Origin of the sequence: Streptomyces sp. NPDC045470, assembly GCF_040646595.1 — a bacterium.
Classification (GTDB): Bacteria; Actinomycetota; Actinomycetes; order Streptomycetales; family Streptomycetaceae; genus Streptomyces.
In genome coordinates, this window is sequence record NZ_JBEZAN010000004.1 from 465,757 (window position 1) to 485,496 (window position 19,740).

The following is a 19,740-nucleotide window of genomic DNA, read 5'->3' on the forward strand; positions in this document are numbered from 1 at the left end:
CCGACTCTGCCCCCCCACGACGCTCTCCCGCGCCCCCGCCCCGCGCGCCCGGCGGGGGCCGCGCCCGCACGCTTCGGCGGGCCGGCCCCTCACGCTTTCGAGGCATTGCGCGGAGCCCTGCCGCCCCCCGTGGCGCAGCGCGGGCATATATCACCCCGAACGCGTACGTATCCGGACGTACGCCGCTACGAGGAGTGACGATGCCCGAGTGCGCGCCGCCGGTCCGCCCGCCCGCCCCAGCGCCGTGGTGATCACCCCGAAGGGCGCCCGCGCGGCGCGCGCCATGACTTCGGAAGGCGTCCGTGCGGCGCGCGTCTTCAACAGCCTCGGTATGGATTTCGAGCTGGCCTTCGCCGGCCGGAAGCAGGCCCAGACCGACGCCGTCGAGGAGCTGACGCGGCGGCTGGCTCCCGGCTCCCGCGTGCTGGACGTGGGGTGCGCGACGGGGCGGCCCACCACGGAGCAACTGTGCGCGAAGGGCCTGGACGTCACGGGTATCGACGTCTCCGAGGTGATGCTGGCCCATGCGCGGCGGCAGGTGCCCCAGGCGCGCTTCGTCCTGGCCGACCTCTTCGGCGAGGCCCCCGCCGAGCTGGGGGTGTACGACGCCGTGGTGTGCCTGTTCTGCTTCGGCGACCTGCCCGAGCGTTCCTTCGTGGAGGGGCTGCGGCGGCTCGCTGCCCTTACCGTGCCGGGCGGCACCGTCCTCCTCGCGGTCCTGGAGCGCCGGGCGGCCGAGGACGTGCGGTTCCTCGGCCGGACGTACCGCGCCGCGCGGTGCCTGCGCGAGGACGTCCGGCACCACGCCCGGCTGGCCGGTCTGGAGACCGAGCGAGTGGAGGTCCGCGTCGAGGCCCCGCCGGACGGTCCGGTGCCGTCCGAGCCGGAGAACAGCCTGTACCTGTGGGCGAGGAGGCCGGTGTGAAAGCGGAGGTGAACGCGGACGCGGAGGTGAACGCGCACGTGGACGTGGACGTGGAATGGCCCCTTCCCCGGCGCGGTGACGTGGTCCCGGACGTATGTACGTGGCTGCGCGAGCACAAGCCCGTCGCCCGCATCCGTACGTTCACCGGCGACCCGGCCTGGCTGGTCTGCACGCACGAACTGGCCACGCGGGTACTCCAGGACGACGCCTTCAGCATGTCGGCCCTGGCCGAACCGGGCGGACGCCTGCAATACGCGCCGCTCTTCCCGGCGTCGAACCGCAGCAGCGTCAAGGACATGGTGGGCGTGGGCCTGCGCGACACGGTGATGCAGGCCCTCTCCCCGCACGCGGTGAAAGAGGCCACCGGCGCGTTCCGCCGCAAGGCCGGCGAACTCCTCGACGACATCACGGCCGAGGGCCCGCCGGTGGACTTCCGGGCCCGTTTCACCCAGCCCTACACCGCCTCCGTCATGGCCACCGTCATGGGCCTTTCCGAGGACCACGGACGGCTGCTGATGGACGGATTCGACATCAGCATCATGACCGTGCCGCGTACGTTCGAGGGCGCGCAGGTCAACCTGGAGAAGTGCCTGGCCCGTACCCGCGCCCGCCTGCTGGCGCCGGACGCCGTCGACGCGCCGGGCCTGCTCGGCGCCCTGGCCCGCTTCCGTATCGAGAACGGGACGGAGCCCGAACTCGACGAAGAGATCATCCTCATGATCAACAACCTCTTCGTCGCGGGAGGGCTGAGCACCGCGGCCTTCCTCCTGCTGTCCTTGCTGCAACTCGCCACGCACCGGGACCAGACGCAATGGCTGCACGCCCACCCGGAAGCCATGGAACCGGCGGTGGAGGAACTCCTCCGTTACAGCCTCGCCATCGGCGACGGTCTCCCGCGCATCGCCGTCAGGGACACCGAGCTCGGCGGCCAGGCCATCACCAAAGGCGACCTCGTCCTCGTCCTCGTGGAAGGCGCCAACTACGACCCCGCCGTATTCGACAGCCCCGACCAACTCGACCTGACCCGCAACGCGAAGGAACACCTGACCTTCGGCACGGGCCGCCACTACTGCTCGGCCACGTATCTCGCGCGCACCCACGCGTCCGTCGCGCTGTCCGCCGTTCTGGAGCGGATGCCCGCACTGCGCCTGGCGATCCCCCCGGAAGAAATCAACTGGCGGACGGGCTGGATCAAACGCCCCCCGGAGCGGCTGCCACTTCTGTGGTGACACCGCGCGGGTACGCGCCGGTCGCGGTTGTCCACGATCACGACCGTTCACGATCCTGGCTGACGCCGTACCGGCGTACGCGCCGGCGCAGGGCCGAGAGCCGGTCCGGGCCCACGGGAGCTGCGAGCAGTGCGGTCCGCTCAGGCCGCCCCACCTGCACGGTTAGGCTGATGATCACCGTTCGAGGAGATGCATCGTGTCCAGCCGCCCCCGCGTTCTGTTCGTGACCGACCTCGCCTACCAGGCCAAGGGGCGGCGCTACTGCGACGAGGACATCTTCCTGTCCTCCCGGCTGCGCGACGCCTTCGACATCGCCCTGTGCCACCCTCTGGACGCCGCCGGGCTGATGGACGCGTTCGACGCGGTCATCGTGCGTAACAGTGGTCCCGTGCTGCACTACCAGGAGGAGTACGACGCGTTCCGCGAGCAGGCTCTGGCGCGCGGCACCCGGGTCTACAACCCGCTGACCGGGCGTGGCGACATGGCCGGCAAGCAGTACCTGCTGGACCTGACCGCCGCCGGGTACCCGGTCATCCCCACCGTCGACCGCCCCCGAGACCTCCACCTGCTGCCCAAGGCCACGCAGTACGCGGTCAAGCCGAAGGCGGGCGCGGACTCCATCGGCCTGACCTTCGCCCCCGCGGCCCAACTCGCCGACCTGCCCTACGGCGACATCCTGGTCCAGCCGCGCATCGACTTCCGCTACGAGGTGTCCTTCTACTACGTCGACGACACCTTCCAGTACGCCCTCCACGCCCCGGACCCCACCCGCCGCTGGGAACTCACACCGTACGAGCCCACCGAGGCGGACCTCGCCTTCGCGCACCAGTTCATCGGCTGGAACACCCTCGACCACGGCATCCAGCGCGTGGACGCCTGCCGCGCCCCCGATGGCGACCTCCTCCTGGTCGAGTTGGAAGACCTCAACCCGTACCTCTCCCTGGACCTGCTCCCCGAGCAGACCCGGGACGCGTTCGCGACCAGCCTCGCGGCGTCACTGCGTGGGTTCTTGGAGGGGTGAGGGGGCAGCCGCTCAGGCGGAGAAGGTGCCGGACTTGACGCCGACGACGAACGCCGCGAAGGCGGCGGCGGGGAAGGCGAGGACGGGACCGTCCGGGGCCTTGCTGTCGCGGACCGGGACGATGCCTGTGGCCTCGGCGGTCGAGGGAGACCACTCCACGCAGTTGCCGCCATCCGGGCTGCTATGGCTCGACTTGGCCCAGGGAAGGGGCAGGTTGGGCGACATGGTGCCTCCCTGTGCTGTCCGGTTTTCCCGGCGCACGCCATGCAGGGGCAGGGAGCCGTAGGCCCGGCGGAGAGCGACGACTCCCGTACGCGCTCGGTCACTAGAGACTGATGCCCGAAAGCTTGGACAGGCGCAGCAGCTCCGGCTTGCTCCGCCTGTGCAGGGACGACAGTACGCGGAACACCTCCCGCGCCGTGGGGTGGATGCGTGCCATCTGCGGGGCCGCGTCCCATGCCGCACTCAGGCTTTCCAAGGCGCCGTCACGGTCGCCCACGTCCAGCTGAGCGCGGGCGAGATTCATCCTGGTCGGGCCGACGCGGTTGGCGGGCAGGTCCGCCAGGGCCGCGTCGATGTCCTCCGCGGCTTCCAGGGCCTCGCGCGGACGGCCCAGGTCGAGGCGGGTGGCCAGTACGTGAGTGGTGACGTTCCGCGGGCCGAAGATCATGTTGTGCCGGTGCCAGTCGCGGTCGTCGAACCACTCGGCGGCTTCCCACGCGGACGCGATGTGCCGCTCGGCCTCGCGTCGGCCCACCTGCTTGTCGTGCAGGCGACCGGCCAGGGTCATGCCGCGGAGGTTCAGCACGCCCACGGCGAAGGCCCGGTCCTGACCGGACAGGCCGGACTGGGCCTGTGCGACGGCGCGGTCGACAATCGTCAGCCCGCCCTCGAAGTCACCGCCGTTGAGGTACGCGCCCGCCCTGTCGCGAGCGGCGATCGCCACCCCCAGCGGGTCGGGCTTCTGCTCGACGGCCCAACGCTGCCGGGTCACGGCCAGCTCCGCCATGTCCATCCAGCGGTGCCGGGCGGCCAGCCAGTACACGCTGCTGTAGACCTCGGACAGCGCCATCCACGCATCCACCGTGTTGGCGGCGTGCGCATGGACGGTGGCATTTCTGAGCAGCCCGGGGAGCAGTGTCAGCAGCCGGTCCACCGCTGCGGCGTCGCGGTGACGCCGCGCGGTCTCCAGGGCGGCGACTATGCCGGCCTCGTGGACTTCGTGACGTCCGGGCAGGTCGTAGTCCCGGATCGCAGAGCGCAGTTCCGCCAGTCGCTGCTCGTCGTCCCGGGAGACCGAGGCCCGGCCCAGCACCTCGGCCATGCTGAGCCCCATGGGTTTGCCCAGGGCTGCCGCTACGGCAGATGTCAGGGCCCTGTCTCCCACCTCGATCTTGGACAGGAGGGAAACGGAGATGTTCGCCCGTGAGGCCAGCTGCGTCTGAGACATGCCGCGCGCCTTGCGAAGCGCCGCGAGGTTCGCGCCCGGTGCCAGTTCCGTGGTCGTGCCCATGTGATCAGCCCTACCCGAGGAGGTGCGTCCTGCTGTCATGGTGGCAAGGCCCTGCGGGTACCCGCACGCTCTTTGTGCAAGCCATGTGCAAGTTCACCGCCCGCAACCTGGGTTGACTGGTTGCATGACGTTCCCCAGGACCTCGCACGAGCAGCCGGTGGAGCTGCCACCGAGGCAAGAAGCCGAGCCACGTCCCCGCCCGGGTTGCACGACGTGTCTCGGGGTGTCCACGCGCAGGGCGAACTGCCGATCGACCGGTGATTGCAGCGGCGTGTCCGACGCGAATGTCCTGATGCGCAAGCACCAGGCCAAGGAATGTGGGCAATGAGCCGCCGCATCTTCCGGTACGTGCCCTTCACGATCAGGCAGGACCCGACAGCGGAGCCCACCTACGAGGCCGTGTGCGTTTCAGGCGAGGAAAAGGAATGCGGCGAGAAGTCCGACGAATGGCTGACTCCCCACCCGGTGGAGGTGTGGATGCGTGAGCACAGCAAAGAAACCGGCCACAGGCGCTATCGGCGGAACTTCCAGGATTATGCGGCGGTGGAAGCGGAGTTGCCCGCCGGGCCGTGGAAGCATCCGTACGGTGATGACAGCCCCTCACCGCCTCGGAGGCCGTGAGCTCCTCGCGACGGGCGCAGCGCTTCGGGGAAATTCACCGGGGCGGTGGAATGCATGAAGCTGCGGGCGCAGCGGCTGCCGCAAGTGGTGCACACGGCGTACGTTCCGGGAAGCGTGGCGAATGGGGACGAGACGTCCACGGGGCTTACGGAGGAGGAATTCACGGGCGGGGCGTTCGGGCCCCAGCGGTTTGCCGTGGGGCTGCGGGTGCCCCACTGTGTGCAGGTCGAGGCGGAGAGACGCGGGGGTGCGCGGCCGGTGTGGCTCTACGGGCTGCGGGACCGGTCCTGGGCGTGCGTGTACTTCCGTGACGGCGCGGAAGCCCGCGTCTGGCAGGGCGGCCCTCGTCGGCTGTGGGACGAGGTGGAGGCCGCCCACCGGTGGTGGGTGGCGCAGGGCCGGCCCGGCTGCGAGCGGTTCGGGCTGACCGTCGCCGCCGAGGGCCAGCAGGTGTGGCTGGACGATCCGGGTGCTGCCTGGGCGCTGTGAGGCGGACAGGCGCGCGGCTTTCCGCCGGCTCCCCGGAGAACCCGTCTCGCTGGTGGTCGTGTGTGGTGGGTGCCCGAGGGCGGCGAGCTACGGCGAAGCGGACGGGGGACGGGGCCCGCCCCGCTGGCGTCGGCTCGCTGTGCCGCGTGGCGAAGCGTGGGCGCATATGCTGATCAAGCCATGCACGCTGACATCGCCCGTGTACTCGACAGTCTCCCGAATCGCGTGGACGTCACCGGCGTCCACGACGAAGTCGAGCGTCGGGTGACCGCCGGGGACCCCGACTTCGCCCGCGACCTGGCCAGGGCCATTGTCGCTCTCGGTCGCACGAAGACCGAAGCCTGGCAGTACGAAGCGGTGTTCAGCCACGCACTGTGCGCCTTGCAGACCACTCCGGGAAGGGCGAACATCGAGCGCGCGATCAGCCTCCCCGGTACCCGCTTTCCCGAGGCCGAGCGTCAGGCAGCACGCTTCCGGGCCTCCGTACTGGCCTCCGAGCAGCCCGTGGAGGACCTGCTCGCGGCGGTGTTCGCTCCCGGGAGGACGACGGCGGCAGCCCCGTACGAACTGCGTGCCTGCCTGCTGCACGAGCTCGTACTGCGTGGCATCGATGTGAGCGGGCTCGCGGAGACCCGGGGCTTCGCCGCGGCACTGCGCAGCGGAGACCACCCGCTGGCGGCGCTGCCGACCCGGCTGCTGGAGGCCGAGGAGAAGGTGGAGCTGCCACGCTACTCGACCCGTGGTGCATCGCACAGCCTTCCCTGTCGCTCCGGGACGGAGCCGCCTGGCCCGAGTACGAGCCCGTCCGCCGGCCCCGGCCCGGCCTTCGGCCTGGCGGAACTCCCCGACCCGGCGCAAAGCGAAGCCATGGCCACAGCGGTCAACGGTTGGCGGGAGCACTCCAACGGGAAGATCGAGGCGCGGGTCTTCGCCGGTGACGCCCCTTGCGACCGCGCCCACCTGCGCGCGGCGATCGATGTGCTACCCCTGGAATGCCTGGCGGGAACACGGCGCGGGACGGTACGCATGGACGCCTCGACCGCCGGGAGGGCGTGGCGCATGCTGTTCTCGGCCGCCTCCACCGGAGGCGCATACGGCGGGAGCTTGCACGGCGCCTACGGACGCTTGGCAGCCTGGCACTCGATGACCGGGCTTGTCGGAGCGCCGGCCGGCACAGAGTTCGAACAGGTCGACGAGAGCGCCCGGGCCTGCACGTGGTACGACTTGGGCACCGAAACGGACTGGTTCTACGGCGTCGCGTGGGACTTCGGCATCTTGGCGCTGCGCCCCGACCGGCATCACGTGGCCGTCCTGGCGGCTACGGACACCGACTGACTCCTGGCCCGCCTCCCGCCGGTCGGCTGATGACTGCTGACGTACGCACGGCCGGGCGACACCGTGCGCATCTCCGAGAGCTGTGGTGCACGGTGTTTCCCGAGGCCGATTGATGGCGGACGCGCCGGGGCCCGCCGCTGACCGGGGTCAGCGGGTGCGTACCTCGTACGGTCCGGTCTCCAGGAAGCGCCGCATTTCTTCCGGCGTACCGTCCACGGCCTTTTCGGCGGCCTGGCGGAGCTTCTTGTCGATATTCGGCTTGGCCAGAATGCGGAGGATGGCGAACCGGTCGTCCTCGGCGCGGGCGAGGCGGTAACCGGTTTCGAGGAAGGCGCGGAGGGCTTCCGGGCTGCTGTCGTCGAGGGCTTTGCCGGCTTCCCGCTTCACGGCCTTGCCGACGTTCTTGCCGGCGAGGATACGGGAGATGGCGAACCGGTCGTCCTCGGCGCGGGCGAGGCGGTAACCGGTTTCGAGGAAGGCGCGGAGGGCTTCCGGGCTGCCGTCGTCGAGAGCCTTGCCGGCTTCGCGCTTCACTCCCTTGCCGACGTCTTTGCCGGCGAGGAGGGTGGCTATGGCGACGCGGTCGTCTTCTGCGCGGACGAGACGGTAGCCCGTTTCGAGGAAGGCACGCAGTTCTTCCGGTGTGCCGTTGTCGAGGAGCTCGTAAATGGCTTCCTTGACTCCGCGACCGGTGTCCTTGCGGGCGAGGATGATGGAGATCGTGACGCGATCGTCCTCGGCCTGGGCGAGGCGGTAACCGGTTTTGAGGAAGGTGCGGAGGGCTTCCGGTGTGCCGTCGTCCAGGGCCTTGCCGGCTTCGCGCTTCACTCCCTTGCCGATGTTCTTGTCCGCCAGAATGCGCGAGACCGCGACGCGGAGGTCGTCCGGCGACATCTCGTCGACCGGCGTGCCGGGGGCGGTGGTCACGTGCGTGGCCGCCACGGGTGTCGGCGTGGCCGCCGGGGTGGTGGCGGACGCCGGGGTGGCCAGGAGCAGGGCCGGGGTCAGGGCGGTGGCCGCGACGAGCAGGGCAGCGCGGGTCGGTCTCATGGGTGGGGTGCCTCCGTGGTTGAACTGCCGATGACACGATCGTCACCCTCGTGCGCCCGGCGGTCATTGCCTGAAATCGGCAAAGTCGGGAAGCTGTCGGTGCCTCCGGATACTTGGTGATGTGGGGGCCGGTCAACTTCCCGGGATCTGTCCCCTTCGTGCGATCTGCCGGGAATGAGAAAAGCGTTAGGTCCGTGGGACAGGGTGAGGGACGTCCACGTGACGTCCCGTGACCGTCTTCGGTCGTCTCCGGCGCATTCCGGCAGGAGTCCCATGTCCCGCCCCGCCTTCCACGACACCGGCGTCAGAACGCGTCGGCGGTCTCGTCCCCTGGTGCGCTTGATGACGGTCTGTGCCGCCTTGGGCGCGGCACTGCTCACGCCCGGTGCCGCCGGGGCGGCCGGATCGCGGAACCAGGACGCCTACCGGGACCTCGGGTCGACGACCCGGCTGGACTGGATGGCGAACATCGCGGACGACACCTCGCTGGCGGCGATGTCCCTGCCCGGCACCCACGACACGCTCGCCATTCACGGTGGCGCCATCACGCAGACGCAGGAGGACTTCGGCGACAACGGGAAAACCCTGAAGGCGCAACTGGAACACGGCATCCGTGCCATCGACGTCCGGGTCCGTATCGGCGGGGCGAGGATTTCACCATCCACCACGGAGTGGTCTTCCAGGAGGCCGATTTCCGTGACGTTCTGGACGAGACGCAGGCCTTCCTCAAGAAGCACCCGAGCGAGACGGTGGTGATGCGCCTGAAGGCCGAGTGCCCCTTCGGGGGTGCCAGCGCCACCGAGTGTGCGAACGATCCGAAGTCGATGACGGCGGAAGACGCCCAGAGCATCTTCGGCCACTACGTGAAGAGGTTCGGCGACCTGTTCTACTCCCCTTCGGTGAAGGGCGACAAGAGAGCGCCGGTCCCCAGCCTCAAGGACGTCCGCGGCAAGCTGGTCCTGGGCAGCTTCGACAGCGTCGGCAACGACAAGTACGGGATCGAGACCTTCAACAAGAATCAGGAAGACCACTGGACGGCGGACCCCGTCCAGAAGAAGTGGGACCACGTCAAGGAGAACGTCGACCGGGCGGCCCGTGACGACAAGGACGAGGTGTACGTGGCGTACACCTCGGCGTCCAAGACCATTCTGCGGCTCCCGTTCGAGTACGCCGGCGGGTACTGGCAGGAGCAGGGCGGTGTCCGTACCGAAGTCGAGGGCATCAATCACCGGTTGCTGAAGTACCTCAACGCCGGTGACAGCGGCCGCGTCGGCATGGTCATGATGGACTTCCCCGGCTGGGCCCTGGTGGACAACATCATCTCCCGCAACGACGGCCACATCCCCAAGGGCGGCGGCAACCGGGCGATCTGGCTGGTCAACTCCGACAGGACCTACGCCAACAGCCAGTACAAGCGGTGCATGGTGCGGGGTCCCGAGTTCGACAGCTCCAAGACCGGCGGCCTGGTCACCCAGCGCGCGTGCCGGTCGAAAGCGCCCAGCAGCCACCAGTGGCAGGCCGAGCAGCCCACGTCCTTCGAGCACAAGGGCTACTTCCAGATCAAGTCGAGCAACGGCAAGTGCCTGACCGTCCCCTACAACGACGGCAAGCCGCCGCCGGCCGGCACCCAGCGGTTCTGGTGGGACTGCGAGACCCGCTGGTTCTCGGGCAGCCAGATGTGGAACGTCGTCCCGACCAAGATCGGGTCCGTGAGCGACTCCAAGAAGAGCTTCCGGTTCGTCAGCAACTGGACGAACCTGTGCCTGTCGATGGACCCGGCCACCGCCTCCGCCGGCAGCGGCAAGGTGACCCAGGACACCTGCCCCGAGCAGGCAGGCCCGACACGGGAGCAGGGAACGGGGAGCGGAGAGCGGTCAGTCCCCGCTCCCGTTTCCGTTTTCCGTCTCCCGCCGCCACGAGTCCAGCTCCGCCCGCACCCTCCGGTCCATCGCCATCGACAGTTCCGCGTCGACGATGCCCTTGGAGATGGGGCGGAGTTTTTCGATGGTCCGGGTGATGCGGGCGGCCTCGGTGGGGTCGAGGGGCACGCCGGCCGCGGCGCGGTCGAGGACGTCGGCCAGGACGTGGGTGCGGATGACCGAGATGAACAGGTCGGCGAGGGCGTCGGCGTGGGTGCGGACCTCGCGGCCCGCTGTGAGGACGGCGGCCAGCGGTACGCCGTTGGCGACGAGTTCGGTGGAGGCGTCGAGCAGGCGGCGGCTGATGTGGACGAACTCGTCACCGTCGACCGCCAGATAGCCGATGTCGAGGGAGGCGGAGAGGTTCTCCGGGGTGACGTCGTCCTTGAAGTGGTCGGCGAGTTCCTCGGGAGTCAGGCGTACGGGGGTCTCCTCGGACCAGGGGGCCACGAGGGTGTCCTCCAGGCCGAGGAGTTCGCCGACGTCGCGGCCGGTGTCGAAGGCGGCGAGGAGTTCGGCGATGCCGCCCAGGGTGTGGCCGCGTTCGAGCAGGCCGGCGATGGTGTGGAGGCGGGCGAGGTGGTGCTCGTTGTACCAGGCGATGCGGCCCTCGCGGCGTGGCGGTGGGATGAGTTTGCGCTCGCGGTAGAAGCGGAGGGTGCGGACGGTGATGCCGGCCGCTTCGGCGAGGTCGGCCATGCGGTATTCGCGGGGACCGGGGCCGGGAGCGGGGGTGCCGGGGTCGGCGGGAGGTCCGGGATCGCCGTGCGTCTTCTCTGCCACGGCTTCACCCTATGTCGCCCCACCGGGCCCCGGCCGAGGTGCAACCAGCGGTAACTTCCCGCCGCGTACCCCCTACCGCTCGGTACGTCCGTGTCCTACCCTCCAATCGTGCCAGTGATTGCTGGCGCGATCGAGCAGGGTCTGACGACGACGGTCGAACTCGGGAGGCGGCGGCATGGCCGAGCGCGAACACGAGCACGTACGGGTGGCGGTGATCGGATCGGGGTTCGGTGGTCTGGGGGCGGCCGTACGGCTGCGACGCCAGGGCATCACCGACTTCGTGGTCCTGGAGCGGGCCGGCTCGGTGGGCGGCACCTGGCGTGACAACAGCTATCCGGGATGCGCGTGCGACGTGCCCTCGCACCTGTACTCGTTCTCCTTCGCGCCCAACCCCGAGTGGCCGCGCAACTTCTCCGGGCAGCCGCACATCCGCGCGTACCTGGAGCGGGTCACCGACACCTTCGGGCTGCGGCCGCACCTGCGCTTCGACTCCGAGGTGCGCAGCCTGCGGTGGAACGGGGAGGAACTGCACTGGGAGGTGGAGACGGCGAAGGGCGCCCTGACGGCGGATGTGGTGGTTTCGGCGACCGGGCCGCTGTCGGATCCGAAGGTGCCGGACGTTCCCGGACTGGACTCCTTCCCGGGGAAGGTCTTCCACTCGGCGTGCTGGGACCATGACTACGACCTGCGCGGCAAGCGGGTCGCGATGATCGGTACGGGCGCCTCGGCGATCCAGATCGTGCCGTCCATCCAGCCGACCGTGGACCGGCTCACCCTCTTCCAGCGCACTCCGGCCTGGGTGCTGCCGCGCGCGGACCGGAGGATCAGCGGGCTGGAGCGCTGGCTGCACACCAGGGTCCCGGCGACCCGGGTCGCGCGCCGCGGACTGCTGTGGGGCATCCGCGAGATGCAGGTCAGCGCGTTCACCAAGCGCCCGAACGAGCTCGGGCTGATCGAGGGCCTGGCCAAGGGGCACATGAAGCGGGCCGTGAAGGACCCGGCGCTGCGGGCCAAGCTGACACCGGACTACCGCATCGGGTGCAAGCGCATCCTGCTGTCCAACACGTACTACCCGGCGCTGACGCAGCCGAATGTGGACGTGGTGGCGAGCGGGCTGAAGGAGATACGGGGGAACGTGCTGGTCGCCTCGGACGGTACGGAGACGGAGGCGGACGCGATCGTCTTCGGCACCGGCTTCCACGTCACCGACATGCCGATCGCCCACCGGGTCACCGGCGCCAACGGCACCACCCTCGCCGAGGAGTGGAAGGACGGCATGGAGTCGCTGCGCGGCGCCAGCGCGGCCGGCTTCCCCAACTTCCTCACCATCATCGGCCCCAACACGGGCCTGGGGAACAGCTCGATGATCCTGATGATCGAGTCGCAGTTGAACTACCTGGTCGACTACCTGCGGCAGTTGGACGTGCTGGGCGGGAAGAGGAAGGTCGCGCTGAACGCCCGGCCGTCCGCCGTGCACGCCTGGACACGCGGCATCCAGCGGCGGATGGAGCGCACGGTGTGGACCACCGGCGGCTGCGACAGCTGGTACCTGGACGCCAACGGCCGCAACACGACGGCCTGGCCCGGTACGACCGCCGAGTTCCGGAAGCTGACGCGGGAGGTGGACCTCGCGGAGTACGAAGTGCTGCGCCTGCCGGCGCCCCGTACGGGCGAGCGGGCCGGGCACGCGGCGAAGGCGGTGGCGTGATGGCACCGACCCCGATGACCCGCGGGCGGTACGCGCCGCCCGCACCGCGCCGCGAACTGACCGTCACCTCCGCCGACGGCTCCCGGCTGCACGTGGAGATCCACGGGCCGGAGGCCCCGGGCACGCCCGCCGTCGTCCTGTCGCACGGCTGGACCTGCTCGACCGCCTTCTGGGCCCCGGTGGTCCGGGACCTGGCCGCCGACCACAAGGTGGTGCTCTACGACCAGCGGGGGCACGGCCGCACCCCGGCGGTGGGCCCCCGCGGCTACAGCACCACCGCGCTCGCCGACGACCTGACCGCCGTCCTCGGCGCCGCGCTGGATCCGGGGGAGTGGGCGGTGCTGGCCGGGCACTCCATGGGCGGCATGACGATGATGGCGTCCGCCGAACGCCCCGAGTTCCGGGAGCGGGCCGCGGCCGTCCTGCTGTGCAGCACCGGCAGCGCGAACCTGACGGCGGAGTCCCTGGTGATCCCGCTGCGCTCACCGGGCGGCCGGCGCGTCGCGCACCAGGTCGTCCTCGGGTCGCGGGCGCCGCTCGGACCGGTCAGCGCGCTCGCCAAGCGGATTCTGAAGTACGCCACGATGGGGCCGGCCGCCACGCCCGAGCAGGTCGAGGCGTGCGCGCGCATCGTGCACGCCTGCCAGGTACGGCCGCGGGCGAAGTGGGGCAAGGTCCTCGCGGGGCTGGATCTGACCGGCGGCGCGGCCCGGCTGGAGGTGCCGACCGCCGTCATCGCGGGCACCGCCGACCGGCTCACCCCGATCGTCCTCTCCCGGCGGCTGGCCTCCGTACTGCCCCACTTCCTGGGGCTGACCGAACTGCCCGGAGCCGGGCACATGACGCCCATCGAGGAGCCCGACGCGGTCATCGGCCGCATCCGGGAGCTGGTACGGGACCACCTGCCGGCCCGTGCCGTCCGTGCCGAGGCGGCCACCGAAGCGAAGGAGAAGACCGGATGAGCGCACGCAGGAGCCTGGAGGGACAGGTCGCCGTCGTCACCGGCGCGGCCCGCGGGGTCGGCGAACTCCTCGCCCGCAAACTGTCCGCACGCGGCGCGACGCTCGCCCTGGTCGGCCTGGAGCCGGAGGAACTGGCGCGCGTCGCCGCCTCGATGCACGGCGAGGCGGCGCACTGGCACGCCGACGTGACCGACCACGAGGCGATGGCCCAGGTGGCGCGCGAGGTCAAGGCGCGCTTCGGCAAGGTGGACATCGTGGTCGCCAACGCCGGGGTGGCCACCGGCGGCCCGTTCGTGGACTCCGACCCGGTGTCCTGGCGGCGGGTCATCGAGGTCAACCTCATCGGCGGCGCGGTCACGGGACGGGCGTTCCTGCCGGTCCTGGCGGAGTCACGCGGCTACTTCCTCCAGATCGCCTCGCTCGCCGCGCTCACCCCGGCGCCGATGATGACCGCGTACTGCGCCTCCAAGTCCGGCGTCGAGGCGTTCGCGCACAGCCTGCGCGCCGAGGTCGGCCACAAGGGCGTACGGGTCGGCGTCGGTTATCTGAGCTGGACCGACACGGACATGGTGCGCGGCGCCGACCAGGACGACATCATGCGCGAGCTGCGCCGGCGGCTGCCCTGGCCGTCGAACAAGACGTACCCGCTGAGCCCGGCCGTGGACCGGATCGTGGCGGGCATCGAGCGCCGCTCGTCGCACGTGTACGGGCAGTGGTGGCTGCGCGGCATGCAGTCGGTCCGCGGCTACCTGCCGTCCGTCATCGGGACGGTGGGGCAGCGCGAGATGCGCCGCTTCGGCGACCGGCTGGAGGGGATGCGCGTGGGGCTGGTCGGCGCGGGCGGGGCGGCGGACGAGAAGGTGCGCGCGAACCGCTAGGAAGGCCGCCGACGCCGCCGGTTGATCGAAAGGCGCGGTGTGCCGGCGCGTGCCGGGCTGGTCGGTTGCCTTCCCCCGACCACCCCACCAGGAGTGCAGCACGGGCATCAAGGACCAGTTCGAGGACAAGCGGCGGCAGCTCCGGAAGAAGGCCGAGGAGTGCGGGCAGCAGGGCAGGGACGAGGCGAGCGGACGCGCCCAGCAGGCCCGCGAGGAGGCCCGCGACCGCGAGGAACAGGGCCGCCGGCAGGTCGCGGACGCCGAGCGGGGCCCCCGGCACACCTTCGAGGGCTGAGAGCGCGTACCGCACACCTGAGGGGTGTACCCGTACCGGCGGGTGCACCCTTCAACCGTTGGGCGGAAAGGCTTACTTGACGACCTTCAGCGACGTCGGCCACCCGTACCGCTCCGCCGCCGCGAAGAGGTTCTTGATGTCCGCCGGGGCCAGCTTCACGCAGCCCAGCGAGCGGTAGTCCCCGTCGCCGTCCCAGCGGTACGGACTGTCGCGGCCCGGCACCGCGATGCCCTGGGCGCCGTCCGACCGCATCTCGCTGTGCAGGAACAGCGCGGTGCGCCGGGTGCTGCCGTCCCGGCACACCTTGTCGCCGACGTGGATCGCGTAGCCGTTGATGCCGTCCCGCCCGCCCTTCTTGCGGGTGGTGTGCGAGAGCACCCGGTACGTGCCGTCCGGCAGCCAGCCCTTGTTCCGTACGCATTCGTCGCGGCCTGCCGTGCCGCCCTGGCCGGACCCGGCGCGGTAGTCGGCCAGTGCCTTGCCGGTGCCGGTCCGCACCAGGCGCACCCGGGACGCGGCCGGGTCGCGCTGGTTCTTCTCGAAGAGGAGGTGGGTCGGGCCCGCCCGGCCGGGCGGCGGGGCGGCGTGGGCGGGTGCCGTGGCCGTGACGAGCCCGGCCGTCAACGCTGCGGTGACGGTCAGTGACGCTGTGCGTATGTGCGTTCCCATGCAGGTGCTCCTGTCGTGCGGGGGCGTTGCTCAGCCGCTGCGGGGCGGCAGGTGGGGACGCCGCCGGTCCGGTACGTCGGACAGGTCGGGCGGCGTCGCGGCGGGGTGGCGTTCCAGGAGGTCCAGTGCGGTACGGACGGCCACGCCGAGCTGCGGGTGGCGGCCCTCGGCCCAGTCCAGCGGGGAGCGCGGCGCCTCGATGTCCGGCTCCACGCCGTGGTTCTCCACGCCCCAGCCGTACGCCTCGAACCAGGCGGCGTTCATCGGCACCGTGATGTACGTACCGTCGCCCAGCCGGTGCCGCCCGGTCATCCCGACCACACCGCCCCAGGTACGCAGGCCCACGACCGGGCCGATGCCCTGGAGTTTGAACGCCGCGGTGATCATGTCGCCGTCGGAGGAGGTCATCTCGTCGGCGACGGCGACCACCGGGCCGCGCGGCGCGTTGCTGGCGTAGCTGACCGGCCGGGCGTCGCGGGTCAGGTCCCAGCCGACGATGGTGCGGGTCAGCTTCTCGACGACCAGCTCGGAGATGTTGCCGCCGGCGTTGCCCCGCACGTCCACGATCAGCGCGGGCCGTGAGACCTCCATCCGCAGGTCGCGGTTGAACTGCGCCCAGCCGGAGCCGCCCATGTCGGGGATGTGCAGATAGCCGCACCGGCCGTCGCTCAGCTCCCGTACGACCTCGCGGCGCTTGGCCACCCAGTCCTGGTAGCGCAGCGGCCGTTCGTCGATCAGCGGGACCACCGCGACCCGGCGTGACGGGCCGCCGCCCGCCGGCGCGAAGGTCAGCTCGACGGTGGTGCCGCCGGCCGCGGACAGCAGGGGGGCGGGGCCCGCCACCGGATCGACCCGGCGGCCGTCCACGTGTGTGAGCGCGGCGCCCTCGCGGATGCCCGTACCGGCCAGCGGCGAGCGGGCCCGGGAGTCGGAGGAGTCGCCGGGCAGGATGCGCCGCACCACCCAGTAGCCGTCCTTGAAGACGAAGTTGGCGCCGAGCAGGCCGATCGCGCGCTGGTAGTGCGGCGGCCCCTCGTTGCGCTTGCCCGCCGTCACGTACGCGTGCGAGGTGCCCAGCTCGCCCAGCACCTCGCGCATCAGGTCGGCGAACTCGTCGGGCGAGGCGACCCGTTCGACCAGCGGCCGGTACTGCTCCAGCACCGCCTCCCAGTCGACACCGCACAGCCCGGGGTCCCAGAAGTACGCGCGGATGATCCGGCCGGCCTCGTCGTACGCCTGGCGCCACTCGGCGGGCGGGTCCACCTCGTGCAGGATGCGCCGCGGGTCCAGGTGGACGGTCGAGTCGGCGTCCGGCGGCTCGGTGGCGGGCACCGCCCGCAGGTCGCCCTCGTCGTTGACGACCAGCCGGGTGCCGTCGCCGCTGAGCGCGTAGGAGTCGATGGCGCCGGTCAGTTCGGTGCGCTTGGCCTTGACCAGGTCGAAGTGTTCCAGCGTGGGCTGGCCCGAGGTGTTGTCGGGATTGGCGAAGGTCTCGCCGAGCGCGCCGGAGATCGGCCAGCGCAGCCAGACCAGCCCGCCGCCCGCGACCGGACGCAGTGCCGAGTACTTCGACGCCGAGACCGGGAACGGCGTCACCCGGCTGGCCAGCCCCTCCACCTCCACCAGCGCCGTGCCCTCGGCCGTCACCGGGGCCTCCGCCGGGTCCAGACCGCCCGCCGCGGGCCGCCCGTCGGCGGACAACTGGAAGGGGGAGGGCGTGGCGGAGGACAGCGGTACGAGGTAGGGGCGGCAGCCGAGCGGGAAGGACAGGTCGCCGGTGTGCACGTCGTAGACCGGGTCGAAGCCGCGCCAGGACAGGAACGCGAGGTAGCGGCCGTCGCGGGTGAAGACCGGCTGCTCGTCCTCGAAGCGGCCGTTGGTGACGTCCACGACGGTCCGGGCGGCGGAGCCTTCCCCGTTCCCGTCCCCTTCCCCTTCCCCGTTCCCGTCCCCGCTCCCGGCGCCGTCGCCGCCGGTCAGCCGGGCCATCTTGATGCTGCGCAGCGTCCGGCCGATGCCGGGGTGGGACCAGGTCAGCCAGCCCGAGTCGGGGGAGAAGGCCAGGTCCCGCACGGGCCCGTTGTCGGACCTGATCAGCTCGGTGACCCGGCCCTCGCCGTCACCGTCGGCCGAGACGTCGACGAGCAGCAGCCGCCCGTCGTGCGCCGCCACCGCCAGCCGTTCGCCGTCCGGCGCGGCGACCAGTTCGTGCACGCGGCCGAGCCGGCCGGCCGCGAGGCGGTGCGGGTCGCGCGGGATGCCGGCCTTGGGCAGGTCGGCGATCTCGATGGCGTCGTCGCCCTCGGCGGAGGTGATGTAGGCGATCCGGCCGGTGGAGCCGAGCATCTCGGGGAGCCGGACGCGTACCCCCGGCTCGTCGTGGATGGTGCGCGCCGGGCCGTCGCGGTGGGTGAGCCAGTACAGGCTGCCGCGGACGCCGACGGCGCTGGCCCGCCCGGTGGTGTCCACGGCGAGGGAGGTGATGTGCGAACCGGCCGGGATCTGGTACGTACGGCGTCCGGCGCGCGGGCCGCCGAGCCGCACCCGCAGGCGGCGCGGTGCGCCGCCCGGGCTCAGGTCGTCCACCAGCCACAGGTCGCCGCCGCACTGGTAGACGACGCGCTGCCCGTCGGTGGCGGCGTGCCGGGCGTAGAAGTCGGCGTGATCGGTGTGCCGCCGCAGGTCCGTGCTGTCCGGCCGGCAGGAGTAGAGGTTGGCGATCCCCTCGTGGTCGGAGAGGAACGCGATCCGGTCGCCGACGAACATCACCGCGTCCAGGTGGCCGCGCAGGTCCGGCACGAGCCGGGTGCCGTGCAGCCACATCCGTCCCATCGCGCCGCCGCGGTAGCGCTTCCAGGAGGCGGGCTCGTGCGGCGGCTTGCCGGTGAGCAGCAGCGTCTTGCGGTCCACCGAGTCGTCGTGGCCGCTGCCGGAACCGTTCCCGGGGCCGTCCCCGTCGTCCACGTGCCCGTACGGATGGCCGTCGCCTTCCAGCCGGTGCCCGTCCGCGGCGAAGTCGGCGACCGCGATGTCCGAGACCGGGCCCCAGGGCAGCCGGCCGCCGGGGCTGCCGTCGGTGGGGACGCTGTAGGCCCAGGAGTAGTACGAGAAGGGCTGGCCGTGCGAGGAGACGGCCAGGATCTGGCCGTCGGGGGTCCAGCCGCAGACCCGGGCGTCGGTGCTCCCCCAATAGGTGAGGCGGCGGGCCGGGCCGCCCTCCACCGGGGCGAGGTGGATCTCCGGGTCGAGGCTGCGCCAGGTGGTGAAGGCGATGTGTCTGCCGTCCGGGGAGATCCGGGGGTGGCTGATCCGGGTGCGGTCCACCGTCAGCCGCCAGGCCCGTGGCGTACTGCCGCCCTCGGTCGTCAGCGGTGCCACCCAGAGGTCGTCCTCGGCGGCGAAACACAGCATCTCGCCGTGGAGATGCGGGAACCGGAGATACGCGCCGTCACTCACGCCCCCATGCTTTCGGCGAGCGCGGACGGTGGCAACTCGGCCGGGCGCGTGTTCCCGTGACACACGCCACCATCGAAACGTTTCCGTTTCGCTGGGGCCGGGGGTACGGTCGAGCCGTACCGAAGCTGTACGAAACCGTTTCGTTCACCTGAAGTCGTGAGGAGGTGTGCCGCCATGGGCCGCAGCCGGCTGACCCCCGAGCGCGAGGCGGAGCTCTACGCGGCCGTGCTCGACCTGCTCCGCGAGGTCGGCTACGACGCCCTGACCATGGACGCCGTCGCCACCCGCACCCACGCCAGCAAGGCCACCCTCTACCGCCAGTGGCAGGGCAAGCCGGAACTGGTCGCCCAGGCGCTCCACCACCACAAGCCCGTCCAGGTCGCCGACATCGACACCGGCAGCCTCCGCGGCGACCTGCACGCCATGGTCTCCCGCGCGGACGACTGCGAGAGGGAACGCGACTGCGCGCTGCTGCGGGGCCTCGTACGGGCCGCGCACGACAACCCCGACCTCCACCGGGCGCTGCGCGACCTGTTCGTCAATCCGGACCTCTCCGGGATGGACGGGATGCTCGCCCGCGCCGTCGAGCGCGGCGAGATCCCCGCCGACCGCCCCGCGCTCGCCTACGTACCGCACATGCTGATCGGCGCCTTCGTCGCCCAGCAGCTCATCGAGGACCGGCCGCCGAACCGCGCCTTCCTCGCCGATTACGTCGACGCCGTGGTCCTCCCCGCCCTAGGCGTCTGACCGGGTCCGGCCGCCCCCCCGGCCGGACCTCCGCCGTCCCCAACTCCCCCCATCACGGCAGCACTCGACGCGCCGCTCTCGTCGTCGGGCCGGCTCCGTACGCCCTTGTACGTCCCTCATCCCGACGGGAGCGCCCCTTC

Annotated in this window: 18 protein-coding genes and 1 pseudogene; 12 read left to right on the top strand and 7 right to left on the bottom strand. The window is 71.3% G+C overall.

Annotated elements, in window-relative coordinates; all coding sequences use genetic code 11:
* Positions 1–208: 208 nt before the first annotated feature.
* The 3 genes from AB0A97_RS16440 to AB0A97_RS16450 all read left to right on the top strand — a co-directional run bounded on the left by AB0A97_RS16440 (position 209) and on the right by AB0A97_RS16450 (position 3,175).
* Entirely contained in the window at positions 209–925 is a 717-nt protein-coding gene (locus AB0A97_RS16440) for a class I SAM-dependent methyltransferase (RefSeq protein WP_361149711.1), read from the top strand.
* Entirely contained in the window at positions 922–2,154 is a 1,233-nt protein-coding gene (locus AB0A97_RS16445) for a cytochrome P450 (RefSeq protein ID WP_361149713.1), read from the top strand. The genes AB0A97_RS16440 and AB0A97_RS16445 overlap by 4 nt, the downstream gene beginning before the upstream one ends.
* Before the next feature lie 196 nt (positions 2,155–2,350).
* Positions 2,351–3,175 carry a hypothetical protein gene (locus tag AB0A97_RS16450; RefSeq protein WP_361149716.1) on the top strand — a complete coding sequence of 275 codons (825 nt, stop codon included), beginning with the start codon at positions 2,351–2,353 and terminating at the stop codon, positions 3,173–3,175.
* Positions 3,176–3,187: 12 nt separating this feature from the next.
* Here AB0A97_RS16450 and AB0A97_RS16455 read toward each other — a convergent pair whose 3' ends face one another.
* Complete coding sequence (locus AB0A97_RS16455) at positions 3,188–3,400, bottom strand: DUF397 domain-containing protein (protein WP_361149719.1); 213 nt, start codon at positions 3,398–3,400, stop codon at positions 3,188–3,190.
* A gap of 100 nt (positions 3,401–3,500) precedes the next feature.
* Positions 3,501–4,727, bottom strand: a complete 1,227-nt coding sequence (locus AB0A97_RS16460) for a helix-turn-helix transcriptional regulator (protein ID WP_361149722.1) — start codon at positions 4,725–4,727, stop codon at positions 3,501–3,503.
* A gap of 285 nt (positions 4,728–5,012) precedes the next feature.
* Here AB0A97_RS16460 and AB0A97_RS16465 point away from each other — a divergent pair, with 285 nt between their 5' ends.
* The 3 genes and pseudogenes from AB0A97_RS16465 to AB0A97_RS16475 all read left to right on the top strand — a co-directional run bounded on the left by AB0A97_RS16465 (position 5,013) and on the right by AB0A97_RS16475 (position 7,133).
* Complete coding sequence (locus AB0A97_RS16465) at positions 5,013–5,309, top strand: hypothetical protein (RefSeq protein WP_361149725.1); 297 nt, start codon at positions 5,013–5,015, stop codon at positions 5,307–5,309.
* Positions 5,310–5,318: 9 nt separating this feature from the next.
* Positions 5,319–5,798: pseudogene (locus tag AB0A97_RS16470) on the top strand (protein-L-isoaspartate(D-aspartate) O-methyltransferase); the annotation flags it as partial.
* A 180-nt stretch (positions 5,799–5,978) separates the two neighbouring features.
* Positions 5,979–7,133, top strand: a complete 1,155-nt coding sequence (locus tag AB0A97_RS16475; RefSeq protein ID WP_361149727.1) for a DUF6183 family protein — start codon at positions 5,979–5,981, stop codon at positions 7,131–7,133.
* Between the two features lie 147 nt (positions 7,134–7,280).
* On the opposite strand, the gene AB0A97_RS16480 is transcribed toward AB0A97_RS16475, so the two are convergent.
* Positions 7,281–8,183 (bottom strand): ALF repeat-containing protein, encoded by a 903-nt coding sequence (locus tag AB0A97_RS16480; RefSeq protein WP_361149729.1) that lies wholly within the window; start codon positions 8,181–8,183, stop codon positions 7,281–7,283.
* A gap of 342 nt (positions 8,184–8,525) precedes the next feature.
* On the opposite strand from AB0A97_RS16480, the gene AB0A97_RS16485 reads away from it, so the two are divergent.
* On the top strand, positions 8,526–8,939 hold the full coding sequence (locus tag AB0A97_RS16485; RefSeq protein ID WP_361149732.1) for a hypothetical protein: 414 nt from the start codon (positions 8,526–8,528) through the stop codon (positions 8,937–8,939).
* A gap of 838 nt (positions 8,940–9,777) precedes the next feature.
* On the opposite strand, the gene AB0A97_RS16490 is transcribed toward AB0A97_RS16485, so the two are convergent.
* Both AB0A97_RS16490 and AB0A97_RS16495 read right to left on the bottom strand, forming a co-directional pair.
* A complete protein-coding gene (locus AB0A97_RS16490) occupies positions 9,778–9,987 on the bottom strand; it encodes a hypothetical protein (RefSeq protein ID WP_361149734.1) in 210 nt (69 codons plus the stop codon).
* A gap of 70 nt (positions 9,988–10,057) precedes the next feature.
* The gene (locus AB0A97_RS16495; protein ID WP_361150197.1) at positions 10,058–10,801 is read right to left on the bottom strand and encodes a MerR family transcriptional regulator; all 744 of its coding nucleotides are present in this window, start codon (positions 10,799–10,801) and stop codon (positions 10,058–10,060) included.
* A 259-nt stretch (positions 10,802–11,060) separates the two neighbouring features.
* Between AB0A97_RS16495 and AB0A97_RS16500 the strand changes: the two genes are divergently transcribed.
* From AB0A97_RS16500 to AB0A97_RS16515, 4 genes are read left to right on the top strand one after another with little or no spacing between them, the layout of a single operon-like run.
* Positions 11,061–12,593, top strand: coding sequence for an NAD(P)/FAD-dependent oxidoreductase (locus AB0A97_RS16500; protein ID WP_361149736.1), 1,533 nt, complete (start codon positions 11,061–11,063; stop codon positions 12,591–12,593).
* Positions 12,593–13,555: an alpha/beta hydrolase gene (locus tag AB0A97_RS16505; protein WP_361149739.1), complete on the top strand. Its 963-nt coding sequence runs from the start codon at positions 12,593–12,595 to the stop codon at positions 13,553–13,555. Before AB0A97_RS16500 ends, AB0A97_RS16505 begins: the two co-directional genes overlap by 1 nt.
* Positions 13,552–14,433, top strand: a complete 882-nt coding sequence (locus tag AB0A97_RS16510; RefSeq protein ID WP_361149741.1) for an SDR family oxidoreductase — start codon at positions 13,552–13,554, stop codon at positions 14,431–14,433. The genes AB0A97_RS16505 and AB0A97_RS16510 overlap by 4 nt, the downstream gene beginning before the upstream one ends.
* A 49-nt stretch (positions 14,434–14,482) precedes the next feature.
* Entirely contained in the window at positions 14,483–14,728 is a 246-nt protein-coding gene (locus tag AB0A97_RS16515; protein ID WP_361149743.1) for a hypothetical protein, read from the top strand.
* A 72-nt stretch (positions 14,729–14,800) separates the two neighbouring features.
* Here AB0A97_RS16515 and AB0A97_RS16520 read toward each other — a convergent pair whose 3' ends face one another.
* Both AB0A97_RS16520 and AB0A97_RS16525 read right to left on the bottom strand, forming a co-directional pair.
* A complete protein-coding gene (locus AB0A97_RS16520; RefSeq protein WP_361149746.1) occupies positions 14,801–15,397 on the bottom strand; it encodes a L,D-transpeptidase family protein in 597 nt (198 codons plus the stop codon).
* Positions 15,398–15,427: 30 nt separating this feature from the next.
* Positions 15,428–18,808: a S41 family peptidase gene (locus tag AB0A97_RS16525; protein WP_361150198.1), complete on the bottom strand. Its 3,381-nt coding sequence runs from the start codon at positions 18,806–18,808 to the stop codon at positions 15,428–15,430.
* Positions 18,809–19,027: 219 nt separating this feature from the next.
* On the opposite strand from AB0A97_RS16525, the gene AB0A97_RS16530 reads away from it, so the two are divergent.
* Positions 19,028–19,600 carry a TetR/AcrR family transcriptional regulator gene (locus AB0A97_RS16530; RefSeq protein WP_361149749.1) on the top strand — a complete coding sequence of 191 codons (573 nt, stop codon included), beginning with the start codon at positions 19,028–19,030 and terminating at the stop codon, positions 19,598–19,600.
* Positions 19,601–19,740: the final 140 nt, after the last annotated feature.